We start from the raw sequence: 20,602 nt of genomic DNA on the forward strand, positions 1-20,602 counted from the left end.
CCTCAATTTCCATTTGATCCAACTCTTCCTGAAGCTTCTTAGCTCCTTCTTGAACCTGCTGAGCTTTCTTGAAAGCTTCAGTTAGTTCTTTCATTTTGCCCAGGCCGAAGCCAAATCCTTTTCCAGGTTGTGTCATAACTACTCAGCGATGCTCAATTAAAAACAGTGTGCCGTTGGTTGATTACTTGTGGCACTGCTATACAAATACTAGACAAGTCTAGACATTTGCTTCTTGCTTCATCGGGAGCATGGGAGCGGCTATCCCTCAGCAAGCTTTCACGGTTTAGCCAACCGCGATAAATTAATTGCTCTCAGGTGTAAAGACACTGAGATTCTTGATTCGTTGAGGCGACTTGCTGACACAGAATTTCTCCAGCATCAGTAGAGATCGTCCTCTCCACAAGCGTTGAGGGTTTCCACCCAAGTTTCGGTCTGCCCGACCGTACGTAATCCCTAATTTAAGATCATGCCCGCTTTATAACGGAAACTCTCCCAGTATTCTAACTTCTGGCTCCAACAATAGCGACCACCGATCCTGGACTTGCTCTTGAACGTGGCGGATCACTTGAAAAATATCATTAGCCGTTGCCGACCCACAGTTAAGAATAAAATTAGCATGGCGTTGAGCTACTTGAGCCCCGCCAATTTGATATCCCTTCAGTCCAGTTTGCTCAATTAACCAGCCTGCCGCCTTCGGACTGGGGTTGCGGAAAACAGAACCGCAGCTAGGCAAGTGGTAAGGTTGACTCGTCCGCCGCTGGCTGAAATTATTGTTAGTTTCTGCCATTACGGCCGATCGATCGAATCCCGGCTGTAACTGAAAAGTGGCTTCTGTTACGAGTCGATCGCCCCCTTGCAGCACCGAAGTCCGATAACGGTAGCCCAACTCTTGGGGAGTCAGAATTTCTACCTTACCACTTGGTGAGAGAACGCGAGCATTCACCAAAATATCCGCTGTACAGCCCCTGTGTGCCCCGGCATTCATCACCACAGCACCTCCCACAGTCCCCGGTATACCCACAGACCATTCCAGGCCTTTCCAGCCCCGTTTAGCAGCCAACCAAGCGAGACGGGGAATAGATTCCCCAGCCCCGGCAGTTACTTGACCTGTTTCGGGATTAAAACTCACCTGTTTCAAGTATCGAGTACCGACGACCAAACCGGACAAACCCCGATCGCTCACCAACAAATTAGAACCTGCACCCAGTAGAGTCACAGCCAACCCCTCAGAGTCAGCCCAAGCAAAACTGGCTTGCAAAGCATCTATACTGCGGGGAGCAACGTACCATTCTGCTGGCCCACCGACTCGGAAGGAAGTCATGCTTGCCAAAGACACTTGAGAGTTAATCTTGCAGTCAGTTCCCCCCAAAGAAATAGGAGAATAAACTCGCCGATAGCCCTTAACAGAGGAGTCATTCGAGATAGTCACCATTTTGAAATTCCTTAAAATACCTTCGAGCAAAGAATTGGTTGAGAGTGTATTTATTGATTTTGGTCAGTAGGAAACGAACTACTAGGCACACAGAAGTTTCGGTACTGTCTGCACCGCCATGAAAGTCCTTCGATCCCACGGGAGCTAGCTAATGCGGGCGATCGGCTGCTTGATAAAAAGCCATCACCTCTGGAATAATCTGATTGAGATTTCCAGCACCCAAAAATAGAGCCAAATCCCCCGGTTGCAAACTTTGGGTTAAAAACTTACTTACTGATTCCAAGGAAGCCTGAAACTCCACCTGTTGCCCTTCTTTAGCAATTAAATCAGCCACCATTTGCCCACTAATTTGTCCTAAATTGGGTTCCCCAGCACTATAAATCTCGCAAGTAACCACCAAGTCAGCATCAGTAAAAGATTGGGCAAATTCTGGCAAAAAAGTCAAAGTCCGGCTGTAACGGTGAGGTTGAAAAATGGCAACCACTCTTCCCGATTTAGGATTTACTTCGCTACCTTCTATACGCAACCTAGCAGCAGCCAAGGTGACACGAATTTCGCTAGGATGGTGGGCGTAGTCATCCACAAACAGGATGTCATTGTGAAAACCCCGCACTTCAAAACGGCGGCGCGCCCCTTCAAAGCCAGCCATCGCAGAGGCGATCGCCGCAAAATCCAACCCCAACAATCGACCCACTGCTACCGCCGCTAGGGCATTGCTGAGATTGTGTTTGCCTAGCAGTTTCAACTCCATTTCCCCCAGGAGAGCACCTCGTTCCCAAATCCGACCCCTGGTACTGTCGGCACCGTACAGGACATCATCGGCCGTGTAGTCAGCACCGCTATCTGGCTGCAAGCTGTAGGTAATATTTGGTTGGAGGCAGTCTTTGACAATTTGGTCATCAATGCAGCCCACCAAAGTTTGGCAGTTTTGGGAAAACACCTTAAATGTGTCTATTACCTGGTCGAGGGTATCGTAATGGTCTGGATGATCCAGTTCCACATTTGTCACCACGCCAATTTTGGCTACCAACTTGACAAGGGAACCATCGGATTCATCAGCCTCCGCCACTAAGTAGGGGCCCTCCCCCAAGCGAGCATTCCCTTCCCAAGCATTTACCTCGCCTCCTACGACTATGGTCGGGTCTAGACCGGCGGTCATCAGCATGAAGCCGATTAAGCTGCTAGTGGTAGTTTTACCGTGAGTACCTGCTACGGCAACACTTTGGTAATCTTGAATCAAGGCTGCCAAAACATCCGATCGATGAAAAATCGGACAGCCCAAATCTAAAGCAGCTATATATTCGGCATTTCCCTGGTGAATTGCCGTCGAACATACTACTTGGGGCAGTCCCAGTACCGACCTAGCTCTTTGGTCACTCCCATGGGATGGGAGAGCTTCGGCTGTCGCCACAGAAGCCCCTACCCAACTTTCCCCTACGGAGGATACGGGTTTGTCTGGAGGCTGACCTGCGGGACTATGGTCAAGTGTCGGCTTTTGAAATAGTTCAAAATTGCTAGCGTCTTGACCCCAAAAAATATGAGCTCCCATTCCTTGCAAGCGCTCAGTTATGTGGCTCGATTTAATATCCGAACCGTACACAGGCAAGTTACGTTTCGCTAGAATATAGGCAAGGGCTGACATTCCGATTCCACCAATGCCGATGAAATGAAATGGTTTACCACTGAAATCAACTGAACTCGGCATTTTCGCTCCTCACGCACCACACCACGCCAATCACACGCGATATGATATCAAGAATTGTTTTTTCAGGATACATTTCGCTATATATTTTTGTACAAAATTCTCTGCTAGTCCCTCGATTTTGGGATTGGTAGAGATACTTTTCTTGTATCCTATATGACTTGGTACCGAGTAGATTTCCGGAACAGTCATCAGAAAATTGGGTAGAAACCCAGTCACTTCGGCGAAGCTGAGTGCATCGCCTTCAGTGGACGGCTTTACATTTTCCCCTTGCGGGGTAGAGGGGTATGGTTGCCCCTCTGCGGAGATATGATTGTCTCCAATCCCTTTCGGGTAAAGTTAGCTTCGCCAAAGTTTAGTGAGCTTGCGCACGGCTAGCAGCACTGACTCTGTTACCTTAAGACTGTTTAACTACTAGCGACAGAGCTCTTGACTAGCTACGCATCCTCCGGGTGTCATGACTCTCAAAACCTAGTCCGCGAAGGACTGAGGCCCGTCAGGATGGCTTTCTAGATTTCTCTTTCCAGCCTCACGCCTTTAGGGTGAGGTTCCTGACATCTCTTAATTTGCAATTTAGCGAGGATGGGCTTTGGGGGTCTGGGGCAACAGACGAATTTTGGGCGATCGCATATTCCTGTATATTTTTTACCCATCCTCTTGCTGTGCTGGGATACGGCAGCAATGGCCCCGCGATATTTTTACGCCCGATGTGGGGTGAAACCCACAAAGATTTACCAAGACTACCACTTTGTATGGAAAAAGTAGCGATTTTGGGGGGGACTTTCGATCCGGTGCATTGGGGGCATTTGTGGATGGCTAACAGAGCCGTCTGTCAATTTGGTCTCGATCGCGTAGTCTGGTCGGTCGATCGCACTCCTGGTCACAAGCTGCACAGTGTTTTGGCAACTTTTGAACAAAGACGGGAAATGGTAGCTCTGGCGACAGCACAGCGACCGGATTTTGGACTTTTACCCCTAGATACCAATCCCTCTGCGGCGGGGGCGATCGACTCTGTACTGTATTTGCAAAATTTGTATCCAGAGGCTCAGCTCTACTGGATTATTGGTGCTGATGCTTTCCAAACTTTACCCAAATGGCCGCGGTGTGGGGAAATTGGGCGGTTGTGTGAGTGGTTGGTGGCGGGACGCCGGACAGGGGGATTTGAGGAGTTGCAGACGGAAGTGTCGATGGATGCTGCCGCGGACAAGATGCTGGAGACAAATACAGTTTGTGCTGTGGTAGCCCAAAAAATGAGTCTGAGGGGAGTGCAGATTCGCTGGCAGGTTTTGGCTATGCCTGCGATCGAGGTTTCTTCCACAGCCATCCGTCGTTACTGTAGTCAAGGTCGAGCGATCGGGCATTTAGTCCCAGAGGCCGTAAGGACTTATATTGTTAACCATCAGCTTTACCAGAGCTGACACTATAACTGGATTTAACTGATTGTTCATTATAGACAAAAAGTTAGAAAGGATCGGCCTTTGCGGTATGATCTTGTTTCATAGTCAATTCTTAAATTTTTCCAAAATTTTACCCTAAATTAGGGACTGCCATCGTTAGGAGGTACTAAGGTGATTCGAGTCGCGATCAATGGTTTTGGGCGTATTGGGCGCAGTTTTGCGCGCTGCTGGCTGGGCAGAGAAAACAGCGAGCTAGAGTTGGTAGCTATTAATGACACTTCCGATCCCCGAAGTAATGCTCACTTGTTGAGATACGATTCCATGATGGGAACGTTGAAGGGTGTGGACATCAGTGCCGATGAAAATTCCATAACTCTTAACGGCAAGACAGTTAAATGCGTGAGCGATCGCAATCCCCTAAACTTGCCTTGGAAAGAGTGGGGTATCGATCTGATTATTGAATCAACAGGCGTGTTTGTAGACCAAGCTGGAGCCTCAAAGCATATCACCGCCGGCGCTAAAAAAGTGCTGATCACCGCTCCTGGCAAAGGCCCAGAAGTGGGAACCTACGTGATGGGAGTCAACCACCATAACTACAAGCACAGTGACTACACAGTCATCAGCAATGCTAGCTGTACCACCAACTGTCTAGCTCCAGTGCTGAAAGTGCTCCACGAACATTTTGGCATCGTCAAGGGCATGATGACCACTACCCACAGCTACACAGGCGACCAACGCTTGCTGGATGCTAGCCACCGCGACTTGCGGCGGGCACGGGCTGCTGCCATGAATATTGTGCCGACATCTACTGGTGCTGCTCAAGCTGTGGCTTTGGTGATTCCAGAATTGAAAGGCAAACTAAATGGCATTGCCATGCGCGTACCCACTCCCAATGTGTCCGTAGTTGATTTTGTCGCTCAGGTAGAGAAAAAGACCTTCACCGAGCAAGTAAATCAAGTATTCAAGGAAGCAGCCGAAGGCTCCATGAAAGGAATTTTGGAGTACAACGATTTACCTTTAGTTTCTTGCGACTATCGAGGCAGTGATGCTTCTTCCATTCTAGATTCCAGCTTGACCCTAGTGATGGATGGCGACATGGTAAAGGTTTTGGCTTGGTACGACAATGAATGGGGCTACAGTCAGCGAGTTGTTGACTTGGCTGAATTAGTCGCCCAAAGATGGGAAGGCTAAAAGCCTGACTTGTTTCGACTCGTTTACTCCCTCTACTCGTTACCAGGCTCTGCCAATTGGTGACAACTTAAAGTCAAACCTAGTCCTCCTTCCCATCTCCCTCCTTGGGGGGGACTAGAAGAAGTCAAAGTCCCCCTTCCTATCTCCCCCCTTGGGGGGGGCAGGGGGGGGTGGTTTCATTCTACTCGTCTACTCGTCTACTCGTCTACTCGTCTACTCGTTACCAGGCTCTGCCTGGTAACGCAGAACCAGAGGCTCTGCCTCGAAATTGCGGCCGATCCAAGCTAGGCAAGACCTCTAGACATGGGTTTCCCGGAAGAGCCTGGGAACCAGTGACATCTGGCTTGTCTGCGGAGGCAAAGGAAAGTTTGTATAGAATCCATGTGGGAACATCCTGAGAGGGCCTGCGGTCTGGTATGTTCGTGGGTGGTGATGGCAGTTCATTGGGGGCGAGGGCAAAACGGACTCGAAATTGTGGTAGGTTTCTGGAAAACAATTTTGGCAGTAGGTTGCCCTAGGGCGAATGGGAGTTTTAGCAATTCCGTTGGGTGGAGTTTCGCGCGATCGTCGAGGAATTTGAGCCAATAGGATGGGGTGAAAATATGGAGTAAGAACGCTAACTTTTATTAAGTTGTGCTGCTATTGCTAAATATAATCGCTGGTTGAACGCTAAATTTTACACTACTGTCCAGCCGTCCATATTTTCATCGTTAGCTGTGCCAGATAACTTGAGAGTTTGCATTTTGAGGAAAAAATGAGTAAGTGGACAAGAACCTTTACTTTTAAAGGTAAAGAGCTATATTACAATCGGATAAAATTTAATAATCCGACAGAAAGAGCAGTAGAAATTTCTATCGCTTTTGATTTTATTGCCAATCGGGAAAATACTCAAAAAATCCTAGAAGTGGGCAACGTACTCTCTCACTATGAAAACTCATTGAGCGAAAATATGGGTGTGAGAACGAGACGAATTATAGATAAATTTGAAGTAGACCTCGGTGTAGAAAATGAAGATTTGATGGACCTGCCCTCAGCGGAAAAATATGATGCAATAGTATCAATTTCCAGTGTAGAACACATAGGGCAAGCCGGAGATCCTTCGGGAGGCTATGGCGAAAAAACACAGTCGCGCGATCTCGAAGGTCCCTTGAAGGCGATCGCCAAAATATACGATCTGCTGGCTATGAATGGAAAAGCCTTGATAACCGTTCCTTTTGGCAGACTTACAGATGCAGAATGGTACATTCAGTTTAGCAAAGAGTATTTAGAGGTTTTATGGAAAAAATATGCCATTCCGAAAGATGCCATATCCGCCAACTATTTAAAGCTAATAGATAGAGAAACAGCAGACGATAAGCATTATATGCTTTGGAGAGAAGTAGATGTTCTCGAACTTAGGGATAGCGAATACGGATGGCCTTGGTCACAGGCAAATTCAATTGCAATAATAGAATTATCCAAGGTTTCAAGCGACTTTAATCTTAACTTAAATGTAGAACCAACAGATTTATATTACCATATGACCTACGAACAACGGAGAGAGTTTGAACAGTGCAAATCCCAACTGCATCAGAGTCAAAGAGAGTTGGCGCAGTCACAGTCGCAATTATATCAAACTCAGGCAGAGCTAGAGCAATCCCTGACCCAATTGAATCAAACTCAAAAAGAGTTAGAAGTAGTCCAAGGTCAAATTTATCCGGTTCAAGGAGAATTGGAACTCGCGCAAGCTCAGATTTATCAAACTCAGGAGGAGTGCGATAGATTGCAGTCGCAACTATATCAAGCTCAGGAAGAATTGGAAAAAGTTCATCCCCAACTACATCAAACTAGAAGCGATTTGGAAATATCCCAGTCACAACTTTACAAAACTCAGGGAGAGTTGGAATTAACCCAAGCTCAACTTTATCAAGCTCAGGAAGATCGCGATCGATTTGAGTCGCAAATGTACCAGGCTCAGGAAGATTGCGAATTAATACAAATTCAACTCCATCAAATTCAGGAAGAATTGGGACTATCCCAAGCCCAACACCATCAAATTCTGGGAGAATTAGAAATATCCCAAGCAGAACACTATCAAACTCGGCAAGCATTGGAACAGTCGCAGTCCCAACTGTACTCGACTCAGCAAGAATTAGAACAATCCCAAGCCGAACACCATCAAACTCGGCAAGCATTGGAACAGTCGCAGTCCCAACTGTACTCGACTCAGCAAGAATTAGAACAATCCCAAGCCGAACACCATCAAACTCGGCAAGCCTTGGAACTATCCCAAGCCGAACACCATCAAACTCGGCAAGCCTTGGAACTATCCCAAGCCGAACACCATCAAACTCGGCAAGCATTGGAACAGTCTCAGTCACAACTGCACTCGACTCAGCAAGCATTGGAACTATCCCAAGCCGAACACCATCAAACTCGGCAAGCATTGGAACAGTCTCAGTCACAACTGCACCAAACTGCGGGGGAATTAGAGAGATCGCGTTTTGAGGAAAATACGGTCAAAAATCCAGATCAAAGCAATCAGGTGCAGTACGGCGTTCTAGTCTGGGAAGCCTGGTATGCTTATCGCAACAACGATAGGACTGGAATGTCTCGTTCTTTACAGAAATCCTTGAATTGTACGCCTTTCTCACGAACAGAAACAGTAATGAATTGGTTAGAAAATTTTGGTCGCTTTTCTTTAGAAAAAGGTGAGTATTTTGATACGAACTCCTTGAGCAATTCGCTGGAATGGAAAGAATTGATCCAGCGTGTTCTGGCTGTTAAAACCCAAGTAGGGCGGATCTAGGTTCAGGTGGCGGGAACATTAGTCTTAAATCCTAGTCTTCTGTTTAAAATAGCCACTTGAAAGATCTAATAAGACGGGCATTATTAGGATAATAGTCTGTTTGTAGCTGAGCGATTAAAAGTGTTCAGGGATAGTGTCGCATCAATAAAACCTGCTGCGGTTTGGGTGAACAAAGTTAGTTCATGTCAGACCCAAGTTTGTAGACGGGCGATCGCGAACATCACCTGGTATATTTATAAAAACTGGGATGATCGAGTCTTGTATGGTGGCAAGCCTGTCTGAGTTAGAAATTACACAATTTAGTTCACAGATGCTGACAAAAAACACAGAAAAATATCTTGATTTTGAAACTTGTAAAGACGTGCTTGCTAATCTCCGAGAACAGAACCGCAAGGTAGTTCTCTGTCATGGGGTGTTTGACCTGCTTCACCCCGGTCACATTGCCCACTTGCAAGAAGCCAAAGCTTTAGGAGATGTCTTGGTAGTTTCCATTACCGCAGCTCCTTATGTCAACCGAGGCCCTGGGAGACCGGTTTTTTCGGACGATTTGCGACTTTATTCTCTTGCCTCTTTAGCTTGTGTAGACTATGTGTTATTGGCTCCTGTTGCCACAGCTTTAGATGTACTCGATCGAGTTCAGCCAAATTTTTACTGCAAAGGTCACGAATATGCTGACCACAGTCAAGATGTTACTAAAAATATTGACCGGGAAGCCGATCGAGTTCAAGCTTACGGCGGAGAAATTCGCTATACAGGCGAGATTGTTTTTAGCTCAACGAAGCTGCTGAATAACTACACCGATGTGTTGCCACCACATATCAAAAGCTATGCCATTCAATTAACCCAGCAACACCCTTTTGAGGCAATTCGCAAGGGCGTTGATGCGATGCAAAAGCTCAAAGTCTTAGTGTTGGGGGACGTAATTATTGATGAATTTGTTCACTGTACAGTGCAGGGTTTGACTTCTAAAGGCAGAGTTATTTCGACTCGCTTTTTGAAAAAAGACCAGCATTTAGGAGGTTCTTTGGCTATTGCTCGCCACATTGCTAGTTTTGTAGACTCTGTAACCGTGGCTGGTGTTGTGGGCAATGAGCCAGACATTCACAGCTTGATTTTGAATAATATAAATGGTGGTATTCGGCTAGATTTGCAATATGAAAATGGTGCGGCAACCACAACCAAACGCCGTTACATTGAGCGCCAGGGCATGAGGGATGATTACACCAAGCTTTTCTCTATTAATGAGCTGCAAGAAGAAGGGCCTGCTCCCAATCAGCGCCAAAATTTGTTAGACCGTTTGCGGAAAACAATTCGGGATTATGACATGGTGGTGGTTGCAGATTACGGACATGGATTGCTGGATACTGAACTCATGGATCTAGTTCAAAGTGAAGCTCGATTTTTGGCTTTGAACTGCCAAACAAACAGTGCAAATTACGGCTATAACTTAATTACTAAGTACCGCCGAGCTGATGTTTTTTGCTTGGACGAACAAGAACTACGTTTAGCTTTTTCTAGCCGTTACGGAGACCACAATTATCTGCTTAAAGGCTTGTTTCAAAATCTAGATGCTCAGCAAGGATGGCTGACTTTAGGTTCTTCGGGAGCGTTGGGAATCAATGGCAAAGGAGAAGAAGATTTGAGTCCGGCAATGACGCTGGCGGTGAAGGATACAATTGGGGCGGGCGATGCGTTTTTTGCTCTGGCTAGCTTGAGTGCGAAGTTGGAATTACCGATCGCAGTTGGTTCGCTACTAGGGAATTTGGCTGGGGCGATCGCGGCTAATACTCTTGGGAATGCTGAACCAGTAGAAAAAGCTCGGTTGTTGAAATTTGCTACCACCGTGTTAAAGGTATAAAGATGCCATCTTTTAGCAAGCCGCAAGCAATTTTGTGCGATCGGGATGGTACTCTAATTCAAGATAGCCACTTCCTCAGCCACCCCGACCAAATTGAGTGGGTTCCGGGAGTGCTGGAGGCACTAAAATTCCTGAAGACTCAGGACATCTCAGTATTGGTGGTGACTAATCAATCGGGAGTGGCTAGGGGTTATTTCCCAGTGGAGGCAGTGGAGGCAGTTAATGATAAAATGCGGCGGGATGCTGAAGCTGCGACCGGGGCGATCGCCGATTTTTATTACTGTCCCCATCACCCGAAAGGTCAAGTTATCCAGTATAGTTACGTCTGTGAGTGTCGCAAGCCGTCACTTGGGTTATTTGTCCAAGCGATAGCCGACCATAGTTTAGACCCGACGCGATGCTGGGCGATCGGGGATAGACTCAGGGATTTAGAGCCTGGTTTGCAGTTGGGGATGAAAGCCTTTCTAGTTGAAACTGGCTATGGAATACAGGAACAGCAAGAATTGTCTAAACTTCCATTTTACGAGCAAATAACGGTAGTTTCGTCAATGCCAGAAATTATTAACTTAATCCAAAATGAGAGTGATTATCCGCAGTCAAAAAAGTTGAATGGAACGCATTTAGTGGGATAATTAATATATTTGACATTTCCCCAAAAGCCTGTAAAGGGCAGGCAAGATGCCTACCCCACAAGAATTTTTAGAAATGTCTATTAACCAAGTTGAAAGTAATTGAATAATTTAGGGTGAATCAAATGCAACAGGTTTTAGTTACAGGCGGAGCGGGTTATGTGGGGGCTGTTCTAGTTCCTAAACTACTTCAAGCTGGATATCGAGTTAAGGTTGTGGATTTGTACATTTATGGAGAAGATGTTCTATCCTCCGTCAAAGGCCATCCCGGTTTGGAAGAGATTAAGGGAGATATTCGCGATCGCCCACTCCTCGAAAAAATTCTACCCGGATGCGATGCTGTTATCCATCTAGCTTGCATTTCCAACGATCCGAGTTTTGAATTAGACCCAGACCTCGGTAAATCGATTAACTACGATGCTTTTGTTGACTTAGTAGATGTCGCCAAAAACAGTGGAGTCAAACGGTTTATCTATGCTTCTTCCTCCAGCGTGTACGGCATCAAAGAAACCGAAAATGTTAGCGAAGAACTGCCACTGCAACCTTTAACAGATTATTCCAAGTATAAAGCAATGTGCGAGGATGTGTTGCTGGCAAACCGCGAACCGGGGTTTGTTACGTTGATTCTGCGGCCGGCAACCGTCTGCGGTTATTCCCCTCGTTTGCGGCTGGATTTGACAGTGAATATTCTCACTAACCACGCTGTCAATAATGGTAAAATTACGGTGTTTGGTGGCGACCAAAAACGACCAAATATTCACATCCAGGATATGACCGACCTTTATATCAAGTCGCTGGAATTGCCTGATGATGCGATCGACGGCAAGATTTTCAACGCGGGTTATGAAAATCATACGGTGATGCAAATTGCTCAAATGGTGCGAAATGTGGTAGGAAAACAAGTAGAGATTGTCAGCACGCCGACCAATGACAACCGCTCTTATCACATTTCATCGGAGAAGATTAAGAGAGAACTGGGGTTTGTGCCGCAGCACACAATTGAAGATGCAGTGCAAGATTTGGTGAAGGCGTTTGATGCTAATTTGATTCCCAATCCGATGACGGATAGCCTTTATTACAATATTAAAGTCATGCAAGAAATTAAACTGAAGTAAGTAAATGGTTGGCAATTAAGCGTATCCTATTTGTCTATAATTTTCAGGTAAAATAACCATGCCTCCCGAATTGCACAAACAACTATTTTTCTCCATGCTCCGCATCCGCCTGGTAGAGGAGAAAATTGTTGAACTTTATCCTCAACAGGAAATGCGCTGCCCGATACACTTATCTATCGGTCAAGAAGCGATCGCCGCTGGCGTTTGTGCCACGCTTTACCCGACTGATGCCGTTTTTAGCAATCACCGAGCTCACGGTCACTATTTAGCAGCCGGAGGCAACTTAAAAGCTTTTTTAGCTGAGATGTACGGTAAAGCCACCGGTTGCTGTCAAGGTAAAGGAGGGTCGATGCACTTGATCGATTTGGAGGCCGGATTTATGGGTTCTGCTCCCATTGTCGGCGGCACAATACCTGTGGCGGTAGGCGCTGCTCTGGGAGCCGTCATGCAAGGATTAAACAAAGTAGTGGTAGTATTCTTCGGAGAAGCCACCACAGAAGAAGGCGTTTTTCATGAAAGTGCTAATTTCGCTGCGTTAAAAAATCTACCTGTGGTTTTTGTGTGCGAAAACAACTTGTACTCTGTGTACACGGGGATGAGCGAACGACAACCCCTAGGGCGAGAAGTGTATGCTCTAGCCAAGTCTCACAATATTCCCAGCTTTCAAGGGGATGGAAATGATGTTGCAGCAGTTTATCAAATGACGGCTGAAGCAGTGCAACGGGCAAGGAGTGGTGGTGGACCAACTTTTCTGGAGTTCAAAACATATCGGTGGCGGGAACATTGTGGGCCGAACTACGACAATGACTTGGGCTATCGCACGGAAGCTGAATTTCAAGAGTGGAAAGTTCGTTGTCCTATTCAACGCACCCAAGCTCAGTTACTAGAGCAAGGGATTCTGACAGCACAAGACTTGGACGAGATGATCGGTGTCATCTCCTCTGAGGTAGAGGAAGCGGTCAGCTTTGCCAAAAGTAGTCCATTCCCAGATCCGCAAATTCTCTTCCAGCATATCTACGCATGAATCCGACTATGACCCAACGCGAACTAACCTTTGCTCAGGCAATTAAAGAAGCTCTTACTCAGACCATGGTCGCAGATTCGGCCGTCTATGTCATGGGAGAAGGGGTTCCCGATCCTAAAGGCATTTTTGGCACTACCTTGGGACTGCGGGAGAAATTTGGCAAAGAACGAGTGCTGGATATGCCGTTAGCTGAAAATGGTATGACTGGTGTGGCAATTGGTTCTGCACTGGCGGGGATGCGCCCGGTTTTGGTGCATCAGCGGGTTGACTTTGCGCTACTGGCGATGGATCAAATGGTGAACAACGCCGCTAAGTGGCACTATATGTTTGGTGGCAAAGCATCTGTTCCCCTGGTGATTCGCCTAGTCATCGGTCGGGGTTGGGGCCAAGGGCCGCAGCACTCCCAAAGTCTGCAAGCTTGGTTTGCTCATGTGCCTGGGTTAAAAGTGGTGATGCCGACAACGCCTTATGATGCTAAGGGCTTGCTGATTGCCGCGATCGAAGACAACAACCCTGTCATATTTTTTGAACATCGCTGGCTGCACCAAATTTTTGGCCCAGTACCAGAGGAAATGTACCGCGTCCCACTTGGCAAAGCTCGGAAAATCCGAGAAGGTCAGGATGTAACGATTGTTTCAACTTCTTACATGACGCTGGAAGCGTTGCGGGCTGCTGAGTTGTTGTCGCGAGACGGGATCGAAGCAGAAATCGTGGATGTGCGATCGCTCAAACCCTTAGATACCGAAACTATTTTGGAATCTGTACGCAAAACCGGGAGACTGATTGCAGCCGATGCAGCTTGGCGAACCTTGGGTTTTGCCAGCGAAATCCTAGCAATTGTGGCAGAAGAAGCTTATCATTTTCTTAAATGCAGTCCCAAACGGATAGCTCTCCCTGATGTGTACGCGCCGTCAAGTCCCGCGATCGCCAACGATTACTACCCCCGCGCTGTTGACATTGTAAATACTGCCCGCACGATGATGGGTTTGGTCGTACAAACAGAAACCGAATTGGGAATTCTGCGGGAAACTCCCCTGGATGTTCCAGATAAAACATTCACAGGGCCGTTTTAATACTCACCCAATTAAAACTTATTAAAAATGACAATGCTCCAGGCTCCAATTATCAATTCTCAATCCCAGGTAGAGCGAATCCCTTACGTTGATTTAGCCCAACAACACGCACTAATCAAGTCCGAAATCTTGGCAGCTATTAGCGAAGTGCTAGACAGCGGGCAGTTTATTTTAGGTGAACAAGTATCGGAATTTGAGCGTCAATTTGCAGAAATGTGCGGTGTCCGCTATGCTGTTGGCGTTAACTCAGGTACGGATGCCTTAATTTTTGCCCTTAAAGCTTTGGGAATCCGCAGTGGTGATGAAGTAATTACAGCACCTAATTCCTTTATTGCTTCAGCAACCTGTATTAGAGTTCTAGGAGCTAAACCGGTCTTTGTGGATGTGCGGGATGATTATAATATCGATCCCGATAAAATTGCGGCAGCTATTACTTCTAAAACTAAAGCTATTTTACCAGTTCACCTCACAGGCCGTCCCTGCGACATGGAGCCTATTTTAGAATTGGCAAAAGAGAAAGGATTATATGTGGTGGAAGATGCGGCTCAAGCAGTCTTGGCTGAATATAAAGGTCGGCGAGTCGGTTCATTTGGTACAATTGCTGGGTTTAGTTTGCATCCGCTGAAAACTTTAAATGCTTGCGGCGATGGCGGAGTTCTCACCACAAACGATCCTGAACTGTATGACAAGTTGAAAATTATGCGGAATATTGGTCTTCGCACCCGCGATGACTGTGTGATGTGGTCGCATAATTCTCGCCTAGACACGATGCAAGCTGCAATTTTACTGGTAAAATTACGCTATCTCGAAGCTTGGACCCAACAGCGCCGCCAAAATGCCTGTTATTATCAGGCTAGACTAGCAGGAATTGAGCAGGTGAAATTGCCGTTGGAAAAAGAACATGAAAAGTGCGCTTACCACACTTTTGTTATTCAAGCAGAACGCCGTGAAGAACTGCGGCAATTTCTGGGAGAAAGGGGAATAGGTACATCAGTTCACTATCCAGTTCCTATTCACTTCTCCACAGTCGGAAAAGAGTTAGGATATGGAGAGGATAGTTTTCCCGTGACTGAACGACAGGCTAATCTAATTTTAAGTCTGCCAGTAAATCAGGGGTTAACAGAGGATCAGTTAGAGCGTGTTTGCGACAGTATTCAAGCGTTTTATGGTAGTAATTGAAGGGTAAATATGTTAACAAAACAGAGAATGCAAGTCAAGTTTTCTTACCTCGATCGGCAGTTTGCGAATGTTGATGATTATCTGGCGGACGTGCGGGAATTGGTGTTGAGCGGCGATTTTACGCTGGGAGTTCCTGTGACTGAGTTTGAACGTCGGTTTGCTGAATTTTGCCAAATGCCTTACGCGGTTGGGGTGAATTCGGGTACTGATGCTCTGATTTTACCGATGAAAATGCTGGGGATTGGCCCTGGCGATGAGGTAATTACCACAACCAATACTTTCATTGCTACGGTGGGCGCGATCGCGATGACGGGGGCAACTCCTGTATTTGTGGATAATGATGAAGGTTATACGATTGATGTTAACTTAATTGAGGCGGCGATTACTCCCCGAACCAAGGCGATTTTACCAGTCCACTACACTGGTAATGTGGCAGATATGCCTGCGATTATGCAGATTGCAGAAAAACATAATTTGCTGGTTATTGAAGATGCTTGTCAGTCAATTACAGCTAGTCGAGATGGCAAGTATGTGGGTAGTTGGGGACAAGCGGCGGCTTTTTCGCTGCATCCGTTAAAGAATTTGAATGTTTGGGGTGATAGTGGGATAATTGTGACGCGATCGCAAGAGTTGTACGAAAATTTGCGATTGTTCCGCAATCACGGTTTAATTAACCGCGACGAAGTGGCAATTTTCGGTCACAATTCTCGTTTGGACTCACTACAAGCCGTGATTGGCAATCGGTTAATAGACCAAACTGAGTTTATTACTAATACCAGAATTGCTAATGCGAAAAGGCTAGATGAAGCCTTTGCAGATTTAGGGGAGTTCATTCACATTCCCCACCGTCCAGCTAATGTCAAGCACGTTTACCACCTCTACATTTTACGGGTGGAACATCGAGATGAGCTACTGACTTATTTGCAGGAAAATGGAGTAGAAGCTAAGATTCATTATCCGATTCCCGTTCATTTGCAAAAAGCGGCTGCTCATTTGGGCTATAAAAAAGGTGACTTTCCAGTAGCAGAGAAAGATTCGCAGGTATCGATCACTTTACCAGCTCATCAACATCTCACCTCAGATGAAATTGATTATATGATCGAGTGCGTGCGATCGTTCTATCTAAAAGGAGAGATGAAATGAGTAAAACCACTTACGTTGTAATTGGCAGTAATTGCTTTACGGGTTGTCACATTGTAGATGCTTTGTTGGACGATCCCGATAATAAAGTAATTGGTGTTAGTAGATCGCCAGAATATAAAGACTTTTTCCTGCCTTACAAAAAACGGAAAAATCCTGATTTTACTTTCCACCAAATTAATAGTGTCAGGGAATTCGATCGCCTGATAGAACTGCTAGACGCAACCAAGCCGGAAGTAGTAATTAATGTGGCTGCTTTGAGCGAGGTGGGGTTAAGCAACTACAGCCCGGTTGAGTATTTTGACATTAATACGACGGCTGTGGTAAAGTTGTGCAACCAGCTTAGAAGTCGGGATTATCTCAAGTCCTACGTTCACATTTCTTCAGCCGAAATATTTGGCAGTTGTGCCGATAAAGTAACGGAAGAGACGCTGTTCAACCCCAGTACGCCCTATGCTGTTTCTAAAGCAGCCGCGGATATGTACCTGAATAGCATCAGCAAGAACTTTGGGTTTCCGGCGATTATTATCCGATCGACAAATGTGTACGGCAGGCATCAACAACTGTTTAAGATTATTCCGAGAACAGCAATTTACCTAAAAATGGGTAAAACCATTGAACTGCATGGGGGAGGAACCTCGGTTAAGTCCTTTATTCATGTCCGAGATGTTGTCCAGGGTTTATTGTTGGCTTTGAAGCAAGGGAACCCAGGAACTTATCACTTTACCGTTCCGAGCGATCGCACAATTGCTGATATTGTAGGTCAGGTTTGTGCTGGCATGGGGTATGATTTTGAAAAATGCGTTCAGGTTGTAGGTGAGCGATTGGGGCAGGATTCCCAATATCTGCTAGACTGTTCAAGGGCCGAACGGGAACTTTGCTGGCAGCCTCAAGTCTCCTTTGAACAAGGGGTGCAAGAAGTGATAGAGTGGGTTGAAAGTAACTGGTCTGCGATCGAGCAGGAGCCGTTAGTGTATATCCATAAAGAGTAAGAGGTCGGCTGCATATCTGAAGGATGAAAAATGACAGTAAGCTATTTTGATACGGCAAACAAACTGAAGCTAGAAGGAAGATGGGAGGAAGCGATTGCCTCCTATCGTCAAGCTATCGAGGAAAACCCAAGTTTTTATTGGTCTTACCACAACTTGGGGGATGCTTTGGCTAAGCTTGGCCGTTGGGAAGAAGCTGTCAATGCCTATCAGAGTGCGATCGAACTAAACTCATCTTCACCTTGGGTTCATTACAGTTTAGGGGAAGCTTGGGAAAAAGTGGGTCGGTTGGATGAGGCGATCGCTTGCTATCAAAAAGCTTTAGAATTAGAGCCAGAAGAGTTGGAAATTCAGCACAGTTTGGGGAAAGCCTTGCAACGGCGAACTGAGTTGGATTTGGCGAAGGTGATAGCGATGTATCGGCGTACCATAGAACTAAATCCTGGTTCAGTAGAAGCTTATCAAAATTTGCTAAGGTTACAGCCAGATTCCTGGGAACTGTGGTGGCAATTGGCACAAGTTCTGGCACAGCAGAATCAGATAGAAGGGGCGCTCGCCGCTTATCAAAAAGTAATTAATCTCAATCAAAGCTACATTCCTGCATATCAAGCATTAGTGGAATTGCAACCCGAAAAATGGGAAATGCGGTGGGAGTTGGGGAATGCCTACGCAAAAGTCGATCGAGAGAAGGAAGCTCTAGAGGCATATCAGCGAGTTCTCGTACTTAATCCAACGGTGTTGCAAAATTCGCAAATTTTTCTAATTCAATCACCTCCCTGGGGAACATGGTGGGAGTTTGCCAATCTTTTGAAGCAACAGGGGAATCTGGATGAAGCAATATCAATATATCAAAAGGCGACTGCTATCCAATTAGAGTTAGCCTTTCGTATCCAAGCTTATAACAAACTAGGTGAAGTGTATTACTCTCAAAGTAAGTTAGAAAAAGCAGTAGAAAGTTACCAACAAGCCCTCACTCTCAAACCAGACTGGGCCGAGGGTCACTGGCAACTTGGTAGTGCTTTGTGGCAACAGGGACAACAAGAGGCAGCCATAAAAAGTTACCAACAAGCCCTCACTCTCAAACCAGACTGGGCCGAGGGTCGCCTACAGTTAGGAAATGCTTTGCTAGAGCAAGGACAACAGGTTGAAGCCATAGAAAGTTACCAACAAGCCCTTACTCTCAAACCAGACTGGGCAGACGCGCACTGGCAGTTAGGAAATGCTTTGCTAGAGCAAGGACAACAGGTTGAAGCCATAGAAAGTTACCAACAAGCCCTCACTCTCAAACCAGACTGGGCCGAGGGTCGCCTACAGTTAGGAAATGCTTTGCTAGAGCAAGGACAACAGGTTGAAGCCATAGAAAGTTACCAACAAGCCCTTACTCTCAAACCAGACTGGGCCGAGGCGCACTGGCAACTTGGTAGTGCTTTGTGGCAACAGGGACAACAGGTTGAATCAATAAAAAGTTACCAACAAGCCCTCACTCTCAAACCAGACTGGGCCGAGGGTCACTGGCAACTTGGTAGTGCTTTGTGGCAACAGGGACAACAGGTTGAAGCCATAGAAAGTTACCAACAAGCCCTCACTCTCAAACCAGACTGGGCCGAGGGTCACTGGCAACTTGGTAGTACACTATCGCAGCAAGGAAAATTGGAGCGGGCAATAGCTAGTTATCAAAGGGCTCTTGACATCTATCAAGAAAAGATGACTAACCAGTCAGAGTTAGCCCAATTGCACATTAATCTAGGCAACATACTCTTAGCTCAAGAAAAGTTTAAGGAAGCTTTTAAAACTTATGAGCAGGCGCTGAAAATTCAACCTAATTTTTCTGAAGAAGTAATTGCCAATTATAAAAATTACCTAACTATAAACCCCCAGTTCGTGGAACTATATTTACCGTTAATCAAGCTATTGGTTGACGTTAGAAAATTTGCCGAAGCTTATCAAAGCTATGTGTGCGTCAAGGAAATAAACAGCAAGTTGGTATCAGGGATAGTTGATATTTATCAAAATGCGATCGCGATTAAACCTGACTCTGAATTATACTTGCAGTTAGGCAACATCCTCCTAGAGCAAAACCAGATTGAAGAAGCCTCTAATAGCTATGAACGAGCCGTTCATGCCCAACCAGATTCAATACGAGCTCACCTCCAGTTAGGAATGGCATTGCGGCGCGAAGGTAAAGTAGACCAAGCATTTAGCTGCTGCCAGCGAGCTCTTGAAATTGAGCCAAATTCAGCAGATGCTTACTACAGACTGGGAGATATATTTTTTGGTGAAGAAAAAAGTGACGATGCTCTTCGCTGCTATTATCAATCGAACCAAATTAAATTTGCAGAATTGCGCGCTCAAGGAAATACAGGAGGAATGTGTTTTTTCCCCTTACAAAGATCGGGAAGTGTTTATACTAACTATGCTTTGAGCCGAGGATTATCTATACCTTTTGCGTCAGATCCAACCGTTGGCGGGTATAACACAATTGGACAATATTTAGTGCAAACTTCATTAGAAAATCACAGATTCAAAGATTGTATTATTACAGGTCATGTTTTAGCTTCTACATTTAACCTTTTACTCTTAAGTTTGTATATAGACCGATTGGTTGTTAATGTCCGAGATCCACGTCAGACAATGCTATCAATGATATACTATTGGGGAAAATTGTGGAAACAATCTCCTAATTTTGCCGTGGGTTATTCCTTTCCAATAAAATATTTTTCAATGTCTTTGACAGATCAAATTACTTGGCAGATAGAGAATTGGTGTCTGCCGGGCATAATCAAATGGATAGAAGGTTGGCTAGATGCTGAAGAAGATCCCTTGTTTTATCCTAAGATATTATTTACTAGAAACGAGGATTTAGCAACAGATCCAGAGAGTTTTTTCGAGTCTATTTTGAATTTTTATGAAATAGAAAAATCACGATTTACTTTTCCGCCCCCTCCCGAATTTAAGGCGGACACACATAATCGAAAAGGGCAAATTGATGAGTGGCGGGAAGTATTCACACCAGAACAAGCTGAAAAAGCTTCTAGCATGATTCCAGAAAGACTTATCAAAAGGTTTGGATGGCCTGCTAAATAAA

Annotated in this window: 14 protein-coding genes and 1 pseudogene; 12 read left to right on the forward strand and 3 right to left on the reverse strand. The window is 45.7% G+C overall.

Annotated elements, in window-relative coordinates:
* The 3 genes and pseudogenes from AAFP11_RS18315 to murC all read right to left on the reverse strand — a co-directional run.
* Positions 1-136, reverse strand: a pseudogene (locus AAFP11_RS18315) (YbaB/EbfC family nucleoid-associated protein); the annotation flags it as partial.
* 339 nt (positions 137-475) lie between these two features.
* Positions 476-1,432: a UDP-N-acetylmuramate dehydrogenase gene (murB, locus tag AAFP11_RS18320; RefSeq protein WP_341738380.1), complete on the reverse strand. Its 957-nt coding sequence runs from the start codon at positions 1,430-1,432 to the stop codon at positions 476-478.
* Between the two features lie 148 nt (positions 1,433-1,580).
* The gene (gene murC / locus AAFP11_RS18325) at positions 1,581-3,137 is read right to left on the reverse strand and encodes a UDP-N-acetylmuramate--L-alanine ligase (RefSeq protein WP_341738381.1); all 1,557 of its coding nucleotides are present in this window, start codon (positions 3,135-3,137) and stop codon (positions 1,581-1,583) included.
* Positions 3,138-3,700: 563 nt separating this feature from the next.
* Here murC and nadD point away from each other — a divergent pair.
* From nadD to AAFP11_RS18385, 12 genes are all read left to right on the forward strand, one after another.
* Positions 3,701-4,552: a nicotinate (nicotinamide) nucleotide adenylyltransferase gene (gene nadD / locus AAFP11_RS18330; RefSeq protein ID WP_341738382.1), complete on the forward strand. Its 852-nt coding sequence runs from the start codon at positions 3,701-3,703 to the stop codon at positions 4,550-4,552.
* Positions 4,553-4,702: 150 nt separating this feature from the next.
* Positions 4,703-5,722 (forward strand): type I glyceraldehyde-3-phosphate dehydrogenase, encoded by a 1,020-nt coding sequence (locus tag AAFP11_RS18335; protein ID WP_340518956.1) that lies wholly within the window; start codon positions 4,703-4,705, stop codon positions 5,720-5,722.
* A gap of 754 nt (positions 5,723-6,476) precedes the next feature.
* Complete coding sequence (locus AAFP11_RS18340) at positions 6,477-8,510, forward strand: hypothetical protein (protein ID WP_341738383.1); 2,034 nt, start codon at positions 6,477-6,479, stop codon at positions 8,508-8,510.
* A gap of 262 nt (positions 8,511-8,772) precedes the next feature.
* Positions 8,773-10,368, forward strand: a complete 1,596-nt coding sequence (locus AAFP11_RS18345; protein WP_341738384.1) for a PfkB family carbohydrate kinase — start codon at positions 8,773-8,775, stop codon at positions 10,366-10,368.
* Between the two features lie 2 nt (positions 10,369-10,370).
* A complete protein-coding gene (locus AAFP11_RS18350; protein ID WP_341738385.1) occupies positions 10,371-11,000 on the forward strand; it encodes an HAD family hydrolase in 630 nt (209 codons plus the stop codon).
* Positions 11,001-11,122: 122 nt separating this feature from the next.
* Positions 11,123-12,112, forward strand: a complete 990-nt coding sequence (locus AAFP11_RS18355) for an SDR family oxidoreductase (RefSeq protein WP_341738386.1) — start codon at positions 11,123-11,125, stop codon at positions 12,110-12,112.
* 58 nt (positions 12,113-12,170) lie between these two features.
* The gene (locus AAFP11_RS18360) at positions 12,171-13,136 is read left to right on the forward strand and encodes a thiamine pyrophosphate-dependent dehydrogenase E1 component subunit alpha (RefSeq protein WP_341738387.1); all 966 of its coding nucleotides are present in this window, start codon (positions 12,171-12,173) and stop codon (positions 13,134-13,136) included.
* A gap of 8 nt (positions 13,137-13,144) precedes the next feature.
* The gene (locus AAFP11_RS18365) at positions 13,145-14,209 is read left to right on the forward strand and encodes an alpha-ketoacid dehydrogenase subunit beta (protein WP_341738388.1); all 1,065 of its coding nucleotides are present in this window, start codon (positions 13,145-13,147) and stop codon (positions 14,207-14,209) included.
* Positions 14,210-14,242: 33 nt separating this feature from the next.
* Complete coding sequence (locus tag AAFP11_RS18370; RefSeq protein WP_340541529.1) at positions 14,243-15,388, forward strand: DegT/DnrJ/EryC1/StrS family aminotransferase; 1,146 nt, start codon at positions 14,243-14,245, stop codon at positions 15,386-15,388.
* A gap of 9 nt (positions 15,389-15,397) precedes the next feature.
* Positions 15,398-16,531 carry a DegT/DnrJ/EryC1/StrS family aminotransferase gene (locus AAFP11_RS18375; protein WP_341738389.1) on the forward strand — a complete coding sequence of 378 codons (1,134 nt, stop codon included), beginning with the start codon at positions 15,398-15,400 and terminating at the stop codon, positions 16,529-16,531.
* Positions 16,528-17,520, forward strand: a complete 993-nt coding sequence (locus tag AAFP11_RS18380; RefSeq protein WP_341738390.1) for an NAD-dependent epimerase/dehydratase family protein — start codon at positions 16,528-16,530, stop codon at positions 17,518-17,520. The genes AAFP11_RS18375 and AAFP11_RS18380 overlap by 4 nt, the downstream gene beginning before the upstream one ends.
* Positions 17,521-17,550: 30 nt before the next feature.
* Positions 17,551-20,601, forward strand: a complete 3,051-nt coding sequence (locus AAFP11_RS18385) for a tetratricopeptide repeat protein (protein WP_341738391.1) — start codon at positions 17,551-17,553, stop codon at positions 20,599-20,601.
* The last annotated feature ends 1 nt before the right edge of the window (position 20,602 follow it).

Origin of the sequence: Microcoleus sp. CAWBG640, from assembly GCF_020883015.1 — a bacterium.
Classification (GTDB): Bacteria; Cyanobacteriota; Cyanobacteriia; order Cyanobacteriales; family Microcoleaceae; genus Microcoleus; species Microcoleus anatoxicus.

Bases quoted from the DNA above. Each gene is read 5' to 3' on its own strand.
- murB (WP_341738380.1), bottom strand. From the start codon at position 1,432: ATGGTGACTATCTCGAATGACTCCTCTGTTAAGGGCTATCGGCGAGTT.
- murC (WP_341738381.1), bottom strand. From the start codon at position 3,137: ATGCCGAGTTCAGTTGATTTCAGTGGTAAACCATTTCATTTCATCGGC.
- AAFP11_RS18340 (WP_341738383.1), top strand. From the start codon at position 6,477: ATGAGTAAGTGGACAAGAACCTTTACTTTTAAAGGTAAAGAGCTATAT.
- AAFP11_RS18345 (WP_341738384.1), top strand. From the start codon at position 8,773: ATGGTGGCAAGCCTGTCTGAGTTAGAAATTACACAATTTAGTTCACAG.
- AAFP11_RS18350 (WP_341738385.1), top strand. From the start codon at position 10,371: ATGCCATCTTTTAGCAAGCCGCAAGCAATTTTGTGCGATCGGGATGGT.
- AAFP11_RS18355 (WP_341738386.1), top strand. From the start codon at position 11,123: ATGCAACAGGTTTTAGTTACAGGCGGAGCGGGTTATGTGGGGGCTGTT.
- AAFP11_RS18360 (WP_341738387.1), top strand. From the start codon at position 12,171: ATGCCTCCCGAATTGCACAAACAACTATTTTTCTCCATGCTCCGCATC.
- AAFP11_RS18365 (WP_341738388.1), top strand. From the start codon at position 13,145: ATGACCCAACGCGAACTAACCTTTGCTCAGGCAATTAAAGAAGCTCTT.
- AAFP11_RS18370 (WP_340541529.1), top strand. From the start codon at position 14,243: ATGCTCCAGGCTCCAATTATCAATTCTCAATCCCAGGTAGAGCGAATC.
- AAFP11_RS18375 (WP_341738389.1), top strand. From the start codon at position 15,398: ATGTTAACAAAACAGAGAATGCAAGTCAAGTTTTCTTACCTCGATCGG.
- AAFP11_RS18380 (WP_341738390.1), top strand. From the start codon at position 16,528: ATGAGTAAAACCACTTACGTTGTAATTGGCAGTAATTGCTTTACGGGT.
- AAFP11_RS18385 (WP_341738391.1), top strand. From the start codon at position 17,551: ATGACAGTAAGCTATTTTGATACGGCAAACAAACTGAAGCTAGAAGGA.